General features: G+C 67.4%; 14 protein-coding genes. 8 read left to right on the plus strand and 6 right to left on the minus strand.

The genetic code is table 11. The annotated features are described in order from the left end of the window. Window positions 1-22: 22 nt before the first annotated feature. From M5I08_RS08815 to M5I08_RS08825, 3 genes are all read left to right on the plus strand, one after another. Window positions 23-1,429 carry an NAD(P)H-quinone dehydrogenase gene (locus M5I08_RS08815; protein WP_219066802.1) on the plus strand — a complete coding sequence of 469 codons (1,407 nt, stop codon included), beginning with the start codon at window positions 23-25 and terminating at the stop codon, window positions 1,427-1,429. Between the two features lie 152 nt (window positions 1,430-1,581). Next, complete coding sequence (locus M5I08_RS08820; protein ID WP_219066803.1) at window positions 1,582-3,339, plus strand: glycerol-3-phosphate dehydrogenase/oxidase; 1,758 nt, start codon at window positions 1,582-1,584, stop codon at window positions 3,337-3,339. A gap of 7 nt (window positions 3,340-3,346) precedes the next feature. Beyond that, window positions 3,347-4,216, plus strand: a complete 870-nt coding sequence (locus tag M5I08_RS08825) for a pseudouridine synthase (RefSeq protein ID WP_219066804.1) — start codon at window positions 3,347-3,349, stop codon at window positions 4,214-4,216. Between the two features lie 358 nt (window positions 4,217-4,574). Here M5I08_RS08825 and nei2 read toward each other — a convergent pair whose 3' ends face one another. The 3 genes from nei2 to M5I08_RS08840 are packed head-to-tail and all read right to left on the minus strand — an operon-like array spanning window position 4,575 to window position 10,610. Beyond that, window positions 4,575-5,324 (minus strand): endonuclease VIII Nei2, encoded by a 750-nt coding sequence (gene nei2 / locus M5I08_RS08830; RefSeq protein WP_219066805.1) that lies wholly within the window; start codon window positions 5,322-5,324, stop codon window positions 4,575-4,577. A 3-nt stretch (window positions 5,325-5,327) separates the two neighbouring features. Further along, entirely contained in the window at window positions 5,328-9,914 is a 4,587-nt protein-coding gene (locus M5I08_RS08835) for an ATP-dependent helicase (RefSeq protein WP_219066806.1), read from the minus strand. 39 nt (window positions 9,915-9,953) lie between these two features. Continuing rightward, window positions 9,954-10,610 (minus strand): TetR/AcrR family transcriptional regulator, encoded by a 657-nt coding sequence (locus M5I08_RS08840; protein ID WP_219066807.1) that lies wholly within the window; start codon window positions 10,608-10,610, stop codon window positions 9,954-9,956. 231 nt (window positions 10,611-10,841) lie between these two features. Between M5I08_RS08840 and M5I08_RS08845 the strand changes: the two genes are divergently transcribed. Beyond that, window positions 10,842-11,339, plus strand: coding sequence for a phosphate-starvation-inducible PsiE family protein (locus tag M5I08_RS08845; protein ID WP_219066808.1), 498 nt, complete (start codon window positions 10,842-10,844; stop codon window positions 11,337-11,339). 24 nt (window positions 11,340-11,363) lie between these two features. On the opposite strand, the gene amaB is transcribed toward M5I08_RS08845, so the two are convergent. Together amaB and hglS are read right to left on the minus strand one after the other, a co-directional pair. Next, on the minus strand, window positions 11,364-12,890 hold the full coding sequence (gene amaB, locus M5I08_RS08850; protein ID WP_370328596.1) for an L-piperidine-6-carboxylate dehydrogenase: 1,527 nt from the start codon (window positions 12,888-12,890) through the stop codon (window positions 11,364-11,366). Beyond that, window positions 12,887-14,146: a 2-oxoadipate dioxygenase/decarboxylase gene (hglS, locus tag M5I08_RS08855; RefSeq protein WP_370328597.1), complete on the minus strand. Its 1,260-nt coding sequence runs from the start codon at window positions 14,144-14,146 to the stop codon at window positions 12,887-12,889. The genes amaB and hglS overlap by 4 nt, the downstream gene beginning before the upstream one ends. A 233-nt stretch (window positions 14,147-14,379) precedes the next feature. Between hglS and M5I08_RS08860 the strand changes: the two genes are divergently transcribed. The 4 genes from M5I08_RS08860 (at window position 14,380) to usfY (ending at window position 17,083) form a co-directional block, all read left to right on the plus strand. Further along, on the plus strand, window positions 14,380-14,832 hold the full coding sequence (locus M5I08_RS08860) for an Lrp/AsnC family transcriptional regulator (protein ID WP_219066809.1): 453 nt from the start codon (window positions 14,380-14,382) through the stop codon (window positions 14,830-14,832). A gap of 53 nt (window positions 14,833-14,885) precedes the next feature. Continuing rightward, window positions 14,886-16,223, plus strand: coding sequence for an L-lysine 6-transaminase (gene lat / locus M5I08_RS08865; RefSeq protein ID WP_219066836.1), 1,338 nt, complete (start codon window positions 14,886-14,888; stop codon window positions 16,221-16,223). 68 nt (window positions 16,224-16,291) lie between these two features. Next, window positions 16,292-16,675 (plus strand): hypothetical protein, encoded by a 384-nt coding sequence (locus M5I08_RS08870; protein ID WP_219066810.1) that lies wholly within the window; start codon window positions 16,292-16,294, stop codon window positions 16,673-16,675. Window positions 16,676-16,771: 96 nt separating this feature from the next. Continuing rightward, window positions 16,772-17,083, plus strand: a complete 312-nt coding sequence (gene usfY / locus M5I08_RS08875) for a protein UsfY (RefSeq protein ID WP_219066811.1) — start codon at window positions 16,772-16,774, stop codon at window positions 17,081-17,083. Window positions 17,084-17,146: 63 nt separating this feature from the next. Here the strand turns inward: usfY and M5I08_RS08880 are convergent, their stop codons facing one another. Beyond that, window positions 17,147-17,332: a hypothetical protein gene (locus tag M5I08_RS08880; RefSeq protein WP_219066812.1), complete on the minus strand. Its 186-nt coding sequence runs from the start codon at window positions 17,330-17,332 to the stop codon at window positions 17,147-17,149. Window positions 17,333-17,435: the final 103 nt, after the last annotated feature.

Raw genomic sequence — 17,435 nt, forward strand, 5'->3', positions numbered from 1 at the left:
GTCGCCGGGCTAGGTTGTACCCGTGGCAACCCGCATCGTGATCCTCGGTGGAGGGCCGGCCGGCTATGAGGCGGCGCTCGTCGCGGCAGCACGCGACGCCGAGGTCACCGTCGTCGATTCGGGCGGCGTCGGCGGCGCGGCCGTGCTGTATGACTGCGTGCCATCGAAGACGTTCATCGCCTCCACGGGCGTGCGCACCGAACTGCGCCGCGCGCCTCATCTGGGTTTCGGCATCGACATCGACGACGCCAAGATCTCGCTGCCGGAAATCCACCAGCGAGTTAAGACGCTGGCCGCCGCGCAGTCCGCCGACATCAATTCCCAACTGGTCAGTGCGGGCGTTGAGGTGGTCGTCGGCAAGGGCGGGTTGATCGATGCGAGCCCCGGTCTGGCCACTCACCGCATCAAGGCGACGGCCGCCGACGGCACCACCAGCGCCTACGACGCTGACGTCGTCCTGATCGCGACCGGCGCCAGCCCGCGGGTGTTGCCGTCGGCGCAGCCTGACGGCGAGCGCATCCTGACCTGGCGCCAGCTCTACGACTTGGACATACTGCCCGACCATCTGATCGTGGTCGGGTCCGGTGTCACCGGCGCCGAATTCGTCAACGCCTATACCGAATTGGGCGTTGACGTCACGGTGGTGGCCAGCCGCGACCGGGTGCTGCCCTATGAGGACGCCGACGCCGCCCGGGTGCTGGAGGATTCGTTCGCCGAACGCGGCGTCCAGCTGGTCAAGAATGCCCGCGCAGAGTCGGTCACCCGCACCGACTCCGGGGTGCTGGTCACGATGACCGACGGTCGCACTGTGGCGGGCAGTCATGCGTTGATGACGATCGGGTCCGTTCCGAACACCAGCGGCCTGGGCCTGGAACGGGTCGGCATCGAACTGGGACGAGGGAACTACCTGCCCGTCGACCGGGTGTCGCGGACATCGGTGTCCGGCATCTACGCCGCCGGGGACTGCACCGGCCTGCTTCTGCTGGCGTCGGTCGCTGCGATGCAGGGCCGGATTGCGATGTGGCACGCGTTGGGCGAGGCCGTCAGCCCCATCCGGCTGCGCACGGTAGCGGCTGCGGTGTTCACTCGGCCCGAGATCGCCGCGGTCGGGGTTCCTCAATCGGCCATCGACAACGGATCGGTGAGTGCTCGGACCATCATGCTGCCGTTGCGGACCAACGCGCGAGCGAAGATGTCGGGACTGCGGCAAGGTTTTGTCAAGGTGTTCTGCCGGCAGTCCACCGGCGTGGTCATCGGCGGTGTCGTGGTTGCGCCGATCGCATCGGAGTTGATCCTGCCGATCGCGATGGCCGTGCAGAACCGCATCACCGTGAACCAGCTGGCCGAAACGCTCGCCGTCTACCCGTCGCTGTCGGGCTCGATCACGGAGGCGGCACGGCGGCTGATGGCGCACGATGATCTGGACTGACCGCCCGGCGACGATGCAGTGGGGCGCACCCAGCCGTGCAGCGGCGAGAAGGACGCGTAGCGCGATGAGGCGGACGCGGCCGATCGGGCGGGTGCCGGGTAGCCTTGGGAGCCAGTGTCCTACTGACGAGTAACTGACAGGAGTTCTGTGCCGTGAGCGACCCGCTTCACGTACCTGGGAGCGCGCAGGCCGGCCCGGGTTCCTTGTTGGGACCTGAGCAGCGCGCCTGGGCCTGGGAGCGCCTCGGCAGCGACCAATTCGACGTCGTGGTCATCGGCGGCGGTGTCGTGGGCTCGGGATCCGCGCTGGACGCCGCCACCCGTGGACTCAAAGTGGCGATGGTCGAAGCGCGTGACTTCGCCTCGGGCACCTCAAGCCGGTCGTCGAAGATGTTTCACGGCGGGCTGCGCTATCTTGAGCAACTGGAATTCGGCCTGGTCCGCGAGGCGCTCTTCGAACGCGAGCTGTCGTTGACCACCTTGGCGCCGCATCTGGTCAAGCCGTTGCCGTTTTTGTACCCGCTGACCAAGCGCTGGTGGGAACGCCCCTACGTCGCCGCCGGTCTTTTCCTGTACGACGAACTCGGCGGGGCGAAATCCCTTCCGGGACAGAAGCATTTGACCCGCGCCGGCGCGCTGCGGCTGAGCCCCGGCCTGAAGCGCAGCGCGCTGATCGGCGGCATCCGCTACTACGACACCGTTGTCGACGACGCCCGGCACACCATGACCGTCGCGCGCACCGCCGCGCATTACGGCGCGGTGGTGCGCGCGTCCACCCAAGTGGTCTCGTTGCTGCGCGAAGGCGACCGGGTGACCGGCGTGCGCGTCCGCGACTCGGAAGACGGCGCCATCGCCGAGGTCCGCGGGCACGTCGTGGTCAACGCCACCGGGGTGTGGACCGATGAGATTCAGGCATTGTCCAAGCAGCGCGGACGGTTTCAGGTGCGTGCCTCCAAGGGCGTGCACATCGTCGTGCCGCGGGATCGGATCGTCAGCGACGTCGCGGTCATCTTGCGCACCGAGAAGTCGGTGATGTTCGTCATCCCGTGGGGCAGCCATTGGATCATCGGCACCACCGACACCGACTGGGGGCTCGACTTGGCCCATCCGGCGGCCACCAAAGCCGATATCGACTACATCCTGGGCACCGTCAACACGGTGCTGGCCACGCCGTTGACGCACGCCGATATCGACGGGGTGTACGCCGGTTTGCGCCCACTGCTGGCGGGGGAGAGCGAGGACACCTCCACGTTGTCGCGTGAGCACGCGGTGGCTGTGCCGGCTCCCGGCTTGGTGGCCATCGCCGGCGGCAAGTACACCACCTACCGGGTGATGGCCGCGGACGCGATCGACACCGCGTCGCAGTACGTCCCGGCCCGGGTGGCGCCGTCGGTCACCGAGAAGGTGCCGCTGCTGGGCGCTGACGGCTACTTCGCGCTGGTCAATCAGACCGAGCACGTCGGTGCGCTGCAAGGACTACATCCCTACCGGGTGCGCCATCTGCTGGACCGCTACGGGTCGCTGATCAGCGAGGTGCTGGCGATGGCCACCGACCGCCGAGACCTGCTCGACCCGATCGCCTCGGCGCCAGGCTACCTGCGGGTCGAAGCCGCGTATGCCGCTGACGCCGAGGGCGCATTGCATCTGGAGGACATCTTGGCGCGCCGGACGCGGATCGCCATCGAATACTCCCACCGCGGTGTCGACTGCGCGCGTGAGGTGGCCGACATCGTTGCGCCGCTGCTGGGCTGGACTGCCGCTGACGTGGGCCGCGAGGTCGCGACGTACACGGCGCGGGTCGAAGCCGAGGTGTTGTCGCAGGCCCAGCCCGACGATGCATCGGCCGATGCGCTGCGGGCCACTGCCCCCGAGGCGCGCATGGAGATCCTCGAGCCGGTGCCTCTAAATTGAGCCAAAAGTGAGGTCACTGCCGCTGCCGCCTCGCGACGGATTGGGACCGGCGCGATTGCGGGTTCGCGGCGGGCCGCTCGGAGACGAGTTGCTGACCCGGTTCGGGCCAGCGGTTGCCGCCAAGGCGATCGCCGGGGAGGTCGTCGACACCGACGGGGCGGTGCTCGATGCGACCACCGTGCTGCCGGCTGGGGTCAGCGTCTACTTCTACCGCGACTTGCGCGACGAGGTACCGGTGCCGTTCGACGTCCCCGTGCTGTATCAGGACGAGCGCATTGTGGTTGTCGACAAGCCGCACTTTCTGGCCACCATGCCGCGCGGGCGCCACATCGCGCAGACGGCGCTGGTGCGGCTGCGTCGGCGACTGGGATTATCCGAGCTGAGCCCGGCCCACCGGCTGGACCGGCTGACCGCCGGGGTGCTGCTTTTCACCGCCCGCCGCGAAATTCGTGGCGCCTACCAGACGATGTTTGCCCGTGGCGCCGTGCACAAGACGTATGTGGCGAGGGCCGCGGTCAACCCCGGCCTGCCGTTGCCGCGCGTAGTCTGCAGTCGGATCGTCAAGCGCCGCGGCCATTTACAAGCCGTCGAAGAACCCGGTGAGCCCAACGCGGCGACGCTGGTTGAGTTGATGTCACCGGACGGCTGTTACCAGCTGACGCCGCGCACCGGGCGCACCCACCAGCTGCGAGTACACATGGCTTCACTCGGGATACCGATCTACGCAGACCCGTTGTACCCCGCGGTGCGCGAGGTGGCAGACGACGACTTCAGCCAGCCACTGCAGCTGCTGGCGCAGTGCATCGAATTCGAGGACCCAGTGACCGGATATCGGCGCCGGTTCGTCAGCTCGCGACGGCTAGAGCCCGCCCGCTAACAGCGCTCGACGCCGCGACGCATGCGCGGCAAGTCTCGGTCCACCCGTGGCGCCAGATCCCGCGGCTCCGGACGGCCGCCCTCCGGGATCGGCCCGCCAGCCCGCGTGGCGCCGGCGCCCGAAACGGCGGCGAGCAGTGTCTCCCGCAGCCGCGCCGCCAACGCGCCCGCGTTGAGGGCGCGAATATTCGTCAGATTGCTGAGGTTGACGTGGTTCTGCAGTGTTAGCGCCCCGGTGCCCTTCAGTAATCCGGCAATGTGGTCCGTCGTGATTCAAGACGTCGCCGGTGTATTCCTCCGCGACAAGCACGCAAACCCTGTCCTACAAGGCGTGGCATAACTGGCCACTCGCGGGCCCGCTACCGCTGGCAGGCGGGGCACCAGTAGGTGACCCGGTCGCCGGTGTGGTCCTTTTGAATGGTGGCGCCGCAGCGGCGGCACTCTTGCCCGGCGCGCCCGTACACCCAGAGCTGACGGCCGAATCGGGTGTCGCCGGTGGTGCAGCGGTTCCACCGCGACCGGTTGGCCCACAGCATCTCTCGTGCCCGCGTCGCCAGCCGCTGCGGGTCGGACAGTGAGCTGACGGCAGCGGTAGGCAGCCGTCCGCTGACGAAACACAGCTCGTTGCAATAGACATTGCCGATCCCGGCCATCACCCGCTGGTCCAGCAGCGCCTCGGCGAGGTTCCGGTCCGGGGCGGCCATCAGGTTGGCGACCGCGACCCGGGGATCCCAGTCTGCGCCCAGCAAGTCCGGGCCCAGGTGGGCGACCGCGTTCTCGTCGTGTTGCCGGTCGAGGATCTCCAGCACGCCGAGGTCGATCCCGACGACGCGAATTCCGCCGGCTTCGAGGATAATTCGCACCCGGTGATCTGGCGGGCGACGACTCACCCGCCAGCTGCCGTCCATCTTCAGGTGCGAGTGGATACTGGCCGGCCCGATGCGAATGAACAGGTGCTTGCCGCGGCTGAGCACCTCATCGACCACCTGGCCGGTCAGGTCGACAGCCGCAAAGCGTGGCACACGGATATCGCATCGCGTCAGTGTGCGACCGGCGAGTGCTTTCCGCAGCGTCTCTGCGGTGTGAAAAACGGTGTCCCCCTCGGGCATACGCTATCGCAGCCGAAGCCCGCGTGGCGTCCGGGCGAACCCGGCGTCGGACAGCGCGCTGACGGCCGGCGCGGACACGTCGGGCCCCAACACCGGCAGGCCGTTGATCCGTTCAACCAGAATCGAACTGACCCGCCCCGCCGTCACCAGCTGGGCCAACGCCGCGGCCGCTGCGCGGTTGACGTCAGGATCGTCACGCAAGCTCAGCAGCGAGCGGCCGCCCCGCTCGACAAACCAGGCCAGTTCGCCGTCGACCAGCACAACCAGCGCTCCGGCTTTGCGGCCGGGGCGGCCACCTCCCTCTTCCTCCAGCGCCCGGGACGGCCAAGGCAGCGCGGCGCCGTACGGGTTGGCCGGATCGGCGGCGGCCAGGACCACCGCCCGATACTCGGGACGCGTCGGGTCTTTGAAAGAGCCGGGCTCGTCGAGGTAGCCGCGCAACCGGTCGACCGTTGATGCCAGTGCGAACTGGGCGCCGCCCAGCGACTCGACGAAATAGCCACGCTGGCATCGACCGGCCTCCTCCAACGTCGTCAACACCTTGTAGAGCATCGCGAATCCGCCCGGCACTGCCTCGGCCGCCACCGCGCCTTTGGTCAGCACGCCGTGGCGGTTCAGCAACAGCTCGGCTTGGTGGTGTGCCCGCAGCGTCGAATCCGGCTCGGGCACAGGCAGCGCTGACCAACGGCCCGCCACCGTCGCGTCGCTGGGGCGGGACTGGGCGTGCGCGACATGAAAGCGGCTCAGCCGCGGCGGACGGACTGCGCGACCTAGCCGGTGCGCGGGGGTGGACCGTCGGCGGCTGCCCGGGCCGGCGCTCAGCATCGCGCGGACCGGCGCGAAGGTGTCGCCGGTGACCGACCCGGCCCAGATGAGCTCCCACAGTGCCGCTTTGAGCTCTTGCTCGCCGATGCCGGTCTGCGTGAGTTGCCGGAAGAAGAACGCTCCGCCGCCGGCCAGCGTGTCCAGGATCGCCTGGTGGGCCGCAGTCAGTTCGAACGCGGCGGGCGCTGCCAAGGTCAGCGGCGCCGTGTCAGCCGGATGAAACGCGATCCAGCCGTCGGTGGCGGAGATCGGTCCGGCGCCCGACCAGACAACCTCGCCGGATGCCAGCAGTTCGTCGAGCATCGCGGGGGAGTAGTCGCCTACTCGAGCAGAGAGCACGAGCGATTCGACCGCCGAGGCGGGCAGCGGGACGCCGGCCAATTGGTCGAGGACGGCCGCCAGCCCGTCGAGGCCGGCGTTGCTGGAGTCCCCAGCCGAACCGACCTGATGCCAGGCCGGCAGGAACCGCGCGTACGCGCGGGTGCTGACCGGCTCGACTTGGGCCCGCAGCGCCGCCAGTGATCTGCGGCGAAGGATCCGCAGGACGTCGGCGTCACACCACTGGTCACCGGCGGCCTCCGTGGTGAACTCGCCGCGGACCAGCCGGCCGTCGGCGGCCAGCCGGCCCAGCACGTCGGCCGTTACCCGCTGTCCGAGCCCGAACCGGGCGGCGACGTCGGAGGTGGTGAACGGGGCGTGGGTGCGGGCGTATCGGCCGAGCAGCTCGCCCAGCGGATCGTTGACCGCCTCGGTGAAGCTGGTTGGCACGCCGACCGGTACGGCCGCCCCGACGCCGTCGCGGAGTCGGCCGATGTCCTCGATCGCGACCCACCAGCTTTGTCCGGCAAATGAAACGGGCAACACGCGTTTGGCGGCGAATAGACCTTCCAACCAGCCGCCGACATCGCCACCACCGGCTCGGGCGACGACCTCCTCGGCGGTCAACGGGCCAAGGAGCCGCAGTAGATCGGCGACTGCCTCGGCATCACGGGCTGCCCGATCATGCGATAGATGTTGCAATTGCCGGCCGGTGGCGGCGACGACTTCGGGGTCGAGCAGTTCGCGCAGCTCGACGCGGCCCAACAGTTCGGCCAGCAGCGTGGCGTCCAGCGAGAGCGCGGCAGCGCGGCGCTCGGCCAGCGGGCTGTCGCCCTGGTACATGAACGCGCCGACATAGCCGAACAACAGCGACGCGGCGAACGGCGACGGGGTGGCCGTCTCGGTCTCCAGTACGCGCACCTTGCGCGCGGCGATGTCGGCCATCAGCCCCGTGAGCGTCGGCACGTCGTAGACGTCCTGCAAGCATTCGCGGACAGCCTCCAGCACGATCGGGAAGTCCGGATACTTGCGGGCCACGTCGAGCAACTGCGCGGCGCGCTGGCGCTGATGCCACAGCGGCGATCGGCGGCCGGGATGTCGCCGCGGCAGCAGCAGCGCACGCGCCGCACATTCCCGAAAACGCGAGGCGAACAGCGCCGAACCGCCCACTTCGGCGGTGACGATCGGGTCGATCTCGTCGGCGTCGAAGACGAACAGTTCGGCGCCCGGTGGCTTGTCGGCGGGCCCGGACTCGGAGAACGTGTCCGGCAACCGGACCACGATGCCGTCGTCCGACGCGGTCGGTTTCTCATCTATGCCGTAGCGGTCGCGTAGTCGCCGGCTCACCGCGAGTGCAAGCGGACCATGCACGCGCAGACCATAGGGGGAGTGCAGAACCACCCGCCAGTCGCCCAGTTCGTCGCGGAACCGCTCGACGAGCAAGGTGGCGTCGGTGGGTACCACCGTGGTGGCGGTGCGCTGGTCATCCAGCAGCCGCCACAGGTTGTCGGTGGCGTAGTCGTTCAAACCCAGTTCAGCGCAACGTTTGTCGAATGAATCGCGAGCCAGTCCAGCCAGCTCGCCGGTGAACTTGCCGACTGCCTGGCCCAACTCGGCGGGGCGCCCGGCGTCGTCGCCGCGCCAGAACGGCAGCCGGGCCGGCTGACCGGGCGCGGGGATCACCAACACGCGGTCGTGGGTGATCTCGGTGATCCGCCAGCTGGTGGCGCCCAACGAGATGACATCGCCGGGGCGCGACTCGTAAACCATTTCCTCGTCGAGTTCGCCGACGCGAGAGGGTTTTTCGCTATCGGTAGCCAGATAGACGGTGAACAGGCCGCGGTCCGGGATCGCGCCGCCCGAGGTGACCGCCAGCCGCTGCGCCCCCGGCCGTGCCGTCACGGCGCCGGTATCCCGGTCGTAAACCAGCCGGGGCCGCAGCTCGGCGAATTCGGTTGACGGGTACTTGCCGGACAGCAGATCCAGCGTGGCCTCAAATGCGCTGTGCGGCAGCGTCGCGAACGGCGCGCTGCGACGCACGGTGTCGAACCAGCGGTCGACGTCGAGCGGTTCCAGCGCCGCCGCGGCTACCGTGTGCTGGGCGAGAATGTCGAGCGGGTTGGTCGGGACCCGCATCGTCTCGATCTGACCGGCGAGCATGCGCTGCACGGTCACCGCGCAGCCGATCAGGTCGGTGCGATGCTTGGGAAACAGCACCCCTTGCGAGATCTCGCCGACCTGGTGTCCGGCCCGGCCGATGCGCTGCAGGCCGCTGGCCACCGACGGCGGCGACTCCACCTGGATGACCAGGTCGACGGCGCCCATATCGATGCCCAACTCCAAGCTCGAGGTCGCCACCACCGCTTTCAGCCGTCCGGACTTGAGCTCCTCTTCGACAATGGCGCGTTGTTCCTTGCTGACCGAGCCATGATGCGCACGAGCCAATACTGTTGGCACGCCGTAGGTCTGCCCGCTGCCCAACAACTGGGCCGGGGCGCCGCCGGCGACTTGCGGATTGGCGACGGACGGTAAATCGACTCCAGCGCGTTCAGCGTGAATCTCGTTGAGCCGGGCGGTCAGTCGCTCGGCCAGCCGCCGGGAATTGGCGAACACGATCGTCGAGTTGTGCGTTTCGACCAGGTCGACCAGACGCGCCTCCACGTCGGGCCAGATGGAGGGGGTGCCTCCGGCTTGCGGGCGAGTCTCCGCCGGGTTGGTCATGTCCGGGACGGGGACCTGCACCGTCAGCTCGAACGTCTTCGCCGCCGCGGGCGCCACGATGGCCGTCGGTGCTGAGCCGGACAGAAACCGGGCCACCTCCTCGGGCGGGCGCACCGTCGCCGACAGCCCGATGCGCTGCGCGGGTGCCCGCAACATGTCGTCGAGCCGCTCGAGCGACAGCGCCAGGTGAGCGCCCCGCTTGGTGCCGGCAATAGCGTGGATCTCGTCGACGATCACGGTTTGCACACCGGCCAGGGTTTCCCGCGCCGCCGACGTGAGCATCAAGAACAGCGATTCCGGCGTGGTGATCAACACGTCGGGTGGCCGGGCGATGAGCTGGCGGCGCTGCGCGGGCGGGGTGTCGCCGGATCGCACCCCGACCGTGATCTCCGGTGGGGGTAACCCGCGCTGTTGGGCGACCCGGGTCATGCCGGCCAGCGGCGTGCGCAGGTTGCGCTCGACGTCGACGGCCAAAGCCTTCAGCGGCGAGACGTAGAGGATGCGGGTGCCGGTCGTTCGCTCGTCGGCGAGCCTGTCGATCGCCCACAGAAACGCCGCCAGTGTCTTACCCGAACCGGTCGGCGCGATGACCAAGGTGTTGTGGCCGTCGGCGATCGCCGCCCAGGCATCGGCCTGAGCCGCGGTCGGCGCAGCGAAGGTACCGGCGAACCAGTCGCGGGTGACGACGCTGAACCGTCCGAGTGGATCTATGGGCACGGTGCTCACCCAGCCATGGTGCCAGTCGGGCCCGACAACGCCCGGCTGTCAGCGCTGGTCGGGACCGAGCGCCTTGGCCAGTTGTTCGGGAATCCCGTTGATCCGGATGATCGCGTCCATCAGCGCGTGAGCGCAGGTTTCACTCAGGTGGCGCGCGTCGGTGTCGGGGTGAATGATCCGCTGCCGGCACACCTCGAAGGTCAGCGCCAGCCAGCCGTGGATGACGATCCGCAGGTCGCGTTCCACGTCGGGCGCGAGCGTGTTGCCCGAGCCCTCCACTTCCATGACGCGGCTCATGATGTGTGCCATCTGCCGATCCTTGGCCTCGTCGTCGATGCCGAGTAACACCGGATCGGAGCGGCCGAGGCCGACATATGCAGCCCAGGCGGCATGTGGGTGCTCTTGGTGGTACTGCATGTAGGCATAGACGCCGTCCCGGGTCTCCTCAAACAGCGACTGGCCTGGCGCCGGCAGGGCGTTGGTGGTCTCGAACAGCCGGTCAGCCTGTCCCTTGACGACGGCGGCGAAGAACGCCCGCTTGTCCGGGAAGTAGTGATACATCAAGGCCCGGGACACGCCCGCCCGCTCGGCGATCTCGTCGATTCGGACCTCGTCGTAGGGGCGTTGGCCAAAGACTTCCGCGCCGAGTGCCAGCAACTCGGCGCGGCGATCGTCCGGAGATAACCGGCGCCGGGGTGTCCGCATAGACCAGATGGTACTTGCCGGTCCTTGGCGCAGGCCGTCAACGTTTCAGGAAGGCTCTGCAAACCTGGTATTAGCGACGCGCCCGTCAATAACGCGCCCTGCGAGGGGCGGCGCCGCGAAGCCACCACCGCGGCTCTGCCGGCACGTTCGTTCACTCAGCGAATTGGCGGACGATTTCTACACTGTTCTCAGCCGTCGCGTCGGGCAATGCGAGAATAGAATCCCTGACCGATGGATGTGAAAAGCGCGGACACCCGCTCCCGGCTGAGTCACCGAGTCGGCGGCCTGGTCGACAGCTTCGAGACGGTGATTTATGCGATCGCCTTCCTGCTCCTGATAGCGGCCGCGATCCTGGTGGTGATCGGCGGTGCAGAAGCGGTCGCGCAAGCCGCGGAGCACAAGGTCAACACGCTGCAGGGCGGCGTGCTCGTCCTCGATCGGGTACTGATGGTTCTGATCGTTGCGGAGATCGCCGCGACGCTGCGCGCGGTCCTGCTGTATCACGAAATCGCCGCCGAGCCGTTTCTTTTCATCGGCTTGATCGCCTGCGTGCGACGGATCCTGATCGTGACGGCGCAGACCGAACAGGTGCACTCGGACAAGCAGCTCAATCGCCTGCTGCTCGAGTTGGGCGCGTTGGGACTGCTGGTCGTAGGCATCGCCGCGGCAATCTTCATGATTCGCGTCAGCACCAAACGCGCCGCACAAGCGGACAGCGACGACGGTTGACCCGATCGGCGTCGTGCGGCGCACTCAGCCGAAATGCACGCCCTGGGCCAGCGGCAACTCGCTGGAGTAGTTGACCGTGTTGGTGGCGCGGCGCATGTAGGTCTTCCAGGCGTCCGAGCCCGACTCCCGGCCGCCGCCGGTCTGCTTCTCGCCACCGAACGCGCCGCCGATCTCGGCGCCCGACGTCCCGATGTTGACGTTGGTGATGCCGCAGTCGGAGCCGTCGATGAAGCGTTCCGCCTCGCGGATGTCGATGGTGAAGATCGCCGACGACAAGCCCTGCGGCACGGCGTTGTTCAGCGTGATGGCCTCATCGAGGCCGTCGTAAACCAACACGTAGAGGATAGGCGCGAACGTCTCGGTGTGCACGATGTCGGTCTGCGACGGCATCCGCACCAGCGCCGGCGCGACATAGTAGGCACTCGGGTGGCCCGCATCGTGGCGCTCGCCGCCGACCACGTCGCCGCCGCCGGCGCGCGCCTGCTCCAGCGCGCCCACCATGTCGCGGTAGGCCGTCTCATGAATGAGCGGGCCAACCAGCGTGCCCTCGGTCGACGGATCGCCGATCGGCAGCTGTCGGTAGGCGGCGGCGATGCGCCCCACGACCTCGTCGGCCACCGATCGGTGCACGATCAGCCGGCGCAGCGTGGTGCAGCGTTGACCGGCGGTGCCGGCGGCGGCGAACACGATGGCGCGTACCGCGAGATCTAGGTCGGCCGATGGTGTGACGACGGCGGCGTTGTTGCCGCCCAGTTCCAATAGCGAGCGGCCGAATCGCCGGGCGACCTGCGGACCGACCTGCCGGCCCATGCGCACCGAGCCGGTCGCGGAGACCAGCGCGATCCGCTCGTCGTCGACGAGCTGCTCACCGACCTCGCGGCCACCGATGATCAAGACGCAAACACGAGCCGACGCCCCGATGTCACTGGCCGCCCGTTCAATCAGCGCCTGGCAGGCCAGCGCCGTCAACGGCGTCAGCTCGGACGGCTTCCACACCACGGTGTCCCCGCATACCAGCGCCACCGCCGTATTCCACGCCCACACCGCGACCGGGAAGTTGAATGCGGTGATCACTCCGACCACGCCGAGCGGATGCCAGGTCTCCATCAGTCGATGCGCCGGTCGCTCAGAGGCGATCGTGCGGCCGCATAGCTGACGCGACAGGCCGACGGCGAACTGGCAGACGTCGATCATCTCCTGCACCTCGCCCAGCGCCTCGGAGGTGATCTTGCCGGCCTCGATCGTCACCAGGGTGGCGAGATCTTGCTTGTGCTGTGTGAGCAGCTCGCCCAGCCGGCTCACCAGCGCACCGCGTACCGGAGCGGGGGTGGCTCGCCACGCCGAAAACGCTTGTGCGGCGGCGGCGATATCGGTATCGACCTGTTCGGGCGTGGTCTGCTCGACGGTGAACAGGACGTCGCCGGTGATCGGTGTGCTCGCCGGCTGGCCGTGCTCGCCGGGCTCACCGAGGGTGACATCACAGCCGACGGCATCCAGCGCGCGGCGGGCGCGGGCGCGCAACTCGTCGAGGGCGGGCAGGCGGGTGCTCACGCGAGTGCCTCCTTGCAAAGCGATTCGTACAGCGCGTACGGGTCGTGGATGTGGCGACCGATCGCCCCCGCCATCCAATCGATGCTGTAGCCGGAGTCGTCGGCGATTCCGGTGGCCGTTAGAGTCTCGGTGTCGCGGTCCAGATTAGACCGAAAGATGCCGGCAGCTGAGGTAGGCAGAAAGTCTTCGTAGACAACTGGTTTGGATGGGTCGCCGCCGCGATAGTAGGCCAGCCCCTGGGTGGCCATCTCGTCGTCGCTCGCCGGAAAATAATGGCCCCAGACTGTGGCGGGATCGCCGGCGGCCATTGCTGCGTCGTAACGCTCGCGGCCCTTCAGTGTCAGCGCCACGCCGCGCGCCTCGACCTCGCCGAAGCGGACCCGCAGCGAGCCTTCGATGACCGTCCCGTCGTCGTCGCGAAACCGGCGCGGTTCGGCGAGTGCGCGAAACGACGTCTGGCGCAACAGCACCGCGGGCCCGTCCCAGCGCGGCGGCCCCTGGATGGCGTCGATCATCGTGACGCCGCGCGCGGCCATCCGCCGGTACAGTTCGTCGATGTCGAGCACCCGCGGCGTCAGGTGATTGATGTGGGTGGACGTGACTCCGGCGATATCGGCTGCCACCGCCGACACCCGCGAAAGCTCGCCATACCAGGACTTCTCGATCGGTTGATGTGACAGCGCAAATGCCGCCACGGCCTGTGCGACAAAGTCATCGGCCTCAGCAACGCCGCAGCCGCCTTCGGCAGCGATCACCCGGGCCCGGGAGATCAACGCCGGATCGAACAGCTGGCGGCATTCCAGGAACGTCTGCACACGAGCGCGCAGGCCGGCGTCGAAGAAACGCGGATCCTGCAATGCCAGCATCGAGGTGAACACCCGAAATGGGTTGTGCGCCAACTCGTCCTTGTCGATCGGCCGGAACGCGGTAGAGATCACCGGAACGGGCGAAACGGCGTCGCGCAGGTCGTAGTAGCCGACCGGGACCATGCCGAACGCGGAGAACAGGTCGGCGACAGCGGCCAGCTCGTCGGGCGTGCCGACGCGGATCGCGCCGTGCCGTTCCGCGGTCACTCGGGAAAGCGAGCCCAGCCGCTGCGCGTCCGGATGCTGGTCGGCGTAATCGCGGTTGACCTGGGTGCTCACCTCGACCAGCGTGGTGTACGCGGGTACCTCGCCACCATACATAGCGGACAGGCCGGCGGCGAAGCGCTCGCGCAATTGCCACGTCGACAACTTGTTCACGCAGCTCACCATGTTCGGCTGCGATACTCTCCGGCCGTGACATCTCTGCCAGCTGAAACCAGCAGCTTCATGGCCCTCACTCAGCCTCAGATTCTTCTCTGCGGTGCGCCTCTCGACGCCGCACGAAGGACCAGTCCGATCCCGAAAGTGACAGTACCCTTGAGCCACCACGAATTCCGTCGCAACCTGACACAAGTCCCGGCTTCGCGGATGGCTGAAGCCGCCGGTTTCCAAGGGGTGGACTGATGGCAGAGACGCTCGACGGCATCGACCGGATCTTGATGCGCTCACTGGTCGCCGACGGTCGCGCGACATTGTCGGAGCTTGCGGCGAGCGCCGGATTGTCGGTCTCTGCGGTCCAGTCGCGGGTGCGCAGGCTGGAGTCTCGCGGTGTGGTGACCGGGTATTCGGCGCGGATCGATCCGGAAGCCGTCGGACATCTGCTGTCGGCGTTCGTGGCCATCACTCCTCTCGATCCCTCGCAACCCGATGATGCGCCGGCTCGCCTCCACGACATCGAGGCGATCGAGTCGTGTCACTCGGTGGCCGGCGAGGAGAGCTACATCCTGCTGGTGCGCGTCGGGTCGCCGCGAGCGTTGGAGGGCCTGTTGCAGCGGATCCGCACAGCCGCCAACGTCCGGACCCGCAGTACGATCATTTTACAAACATTTTACGATGATCGGCAGTTCATACCGTAATAGTTACGGCCAGACGCCAATATACCGTAAGAGTTAATGATACCGTGAGTGTCATGACTGGCGTGCTGGCACGTGCCTGTTCGGCCGATCGGCAACTCGAGCCCGACCGGGTCCACGAGGTGTTAGCGCGCAGCATCCTGGCCGACGGCCTGGATCTGGTGCTCGACCTGGATCGTTCGGCGGGCTCATATCTGGTCGATGCCCGCGACGGTCGGCGTTACCTGGACATGTTCTCGTTCTTCGCCTCGTCGGCGCTGGGGATGAACCATCCGGCACTGGCCTATGACGACGAGTTTCGCGAAGAACTCGCCGAAGCCGCGGTCAACAAGCCCAGCAACTCCGACGTGTACTCGGTGCCGATGGCCCGCTTCGTCGAGACCTTTGCCCGCGTATTGGGGGATCCCGCGCTGCCGCATTTGTTCTTCGTCGACGGTGGCGCCCTCGCGGTGGAGAACGCGTTGAAGGTCGCATTCGACTGGAAGAGCCGGCACAACGAGGCACGCGGCGTTCACCCGGAACTGGGCGCCCGGGTGCTGCATTTGCGGGGTGCGTTCCACGGTCGCAGCGGCTACACGCTGTCGCTGACCAACAGCAATCCGGTCGTCGTTGCTCGCTTTCCGAAGTTCGACTGGCCACGCATCGACGCGCCTTACCTTCGTCCCGGTGCCGACATCGAGGCGCTGGAAGCCGAGTCGTTGCGCCAAGCCCGGGCAGCCTTCGAGGCCTACCCGCACGACGTCGCCTGCTTCATCGCCGAGCCCATCCAGGGCGAAGGCGGTGACCGTCACCTCCGGCCCGAATTCTTCGCCGCGATGCGCGCGCTGTGCGACGAATACGACGCTCTGATGATCTTCGACGAGGTGCAGACAGGCTGTGGTTTGACCGGAACCGCCTGGGCCTACCAGCAATTGGGTGTTGCGCCTGACGTGGTTGCGTTCGGTAAGAAGACGCAAGTGTGCGGCGTGATGGCAGGACGTCGGGTCGACGAAATCGCCGACAACGTTTTCACGGTGGCTTCCCGGATCAACTCGACCTGGGGCGGCAACCTCACCGATATGGTTCGCGCGCGGCGCATCTTGGAGATCGTCGAAGCTGACGGCCTGTTCGAGAATGCGGCCGCCCAGGGCCGCCATCTGCGGGCGCGCCTCAACGAACTCGCCGACGACTTCCCGGCATTCGTGCAGGATGTCCGCGGCCGCGGCTTGATGTGTGCGTTCAGCATGCCGACCACCGCCAACCGCGATGCGCTGCTCCGCCGGTTGTGGCAGAACGGGGTGATTGTGCTGCCGTGCGGTCAAGCCAGCGTGCGGTTCCGGCCGGCCCTGACCGTTGCGCGTGCCGAGATCGACGAGGCGATCGCGGTTCTCCGGGATGTGTTCACCGGTTACTGATCCTGGGCTACATAGCTGTGGCGCATGTGACGGCGCATGATGATGGTGACGCTTGTAGAGGGTTCGAGATGCAGATGCAGGAGCGCCCGGGCGGCGACCGCCTCGGGCAGGAAGACCACGAGGTGCATGCCGCCGTGCGATTCGCGGTGCTGGCCGCGGTGGCCGGAGCGGCGTTCCTCGTCGTGGCCGCGCTATGGGCCAGTGCCTGTAAAGGTGCGATGGCGATCGACACCGTCGCCTGCGGTGCGCCGCAGTTGACGATTCTGGCGTTCGGTGCACCGCTGATCCTGCTGGCCGCGGGGTGCTGGGCATTTCTGCGTACGTATCGAATCTGGCGCAGCAACGGCATCTGGTGGGCGTGGCAGGGCGCCGGCTGGTTCCTGTTCATGCTGATGCTCGTGACGCTCACCATGGGCGTACCGCCGATCGCCGGGCACGTTCTGGCTGGCTGACGAACTGCTGGCAATCTCGTCCGGATACTTCCGGGTTGTCTTTGAGCGTTCTACCGTGGTAGGTACCGCCCAAAAGGTTGGAAGAAGGGTTCAGTAATGGGTGACACCTATCGTGACCCCGTCGACCATGTGCGGACGACGCGGTCACACGCAGGCGAGTCGATGATCGACGTGTTGCGTTGGCCCGGCTATCTACTAGTGGTGGCGGGCGTGATCGCCGTCGTGGGTTGTCTGGCGGCGTTCGGGACCGGGCACCCAAGCCAGGGCATGACCACAGGTGTCATCGCCGTCGCGGCGATGACGTTCGGTCTGGTGTGGCTAGCGGCCGAGCACCGGCGGGTGCGCAGAATCGAAGACCGCTGGTACGACGCACACCCCGAAGTTCCGCGCCAACCGCCAGCGAGCTGACCAGCTAGGGCCTTTGGCAGGGCCTTTAACGGGCTCGAATAGCCTGATGCGCCAAGCTGTCTGCTAATCGCGGTACTCCTCGTCGTCGCCGCCGCCGATTTCTTGGCGCTGCTCGTTCCAGTCCGACGCGTTCGCCTCTATCGGTGGTGTTTCCTGATGAGACGGGATGGGTTCAAAAGTGGTTTCCTGCTCCTGCTCGACGGCGTCGGCGATAGGAGTCTCATCGGAGAAGCGGTCGCGATCGGGCATGAGGCTCACCTTAAGGCTTGGATTAGCGGGTTATTCGCCGAGGCTAGTGGGTATCAGCTATAGACCATGATGAGTTTGGAGGCGCCCGTCCCTGCCCCGGCAT

Source organism: Candidatus Mycobacterium methanotrophicum, assembly GCF_023515995.1.
Classification (GTDB): Bacteria; Actinomycetota; Actinomycetes; order Mycobacteriales; family Mycobacteriaceae; genus Mycobacterium; species Mycobacterium methanotrophicum.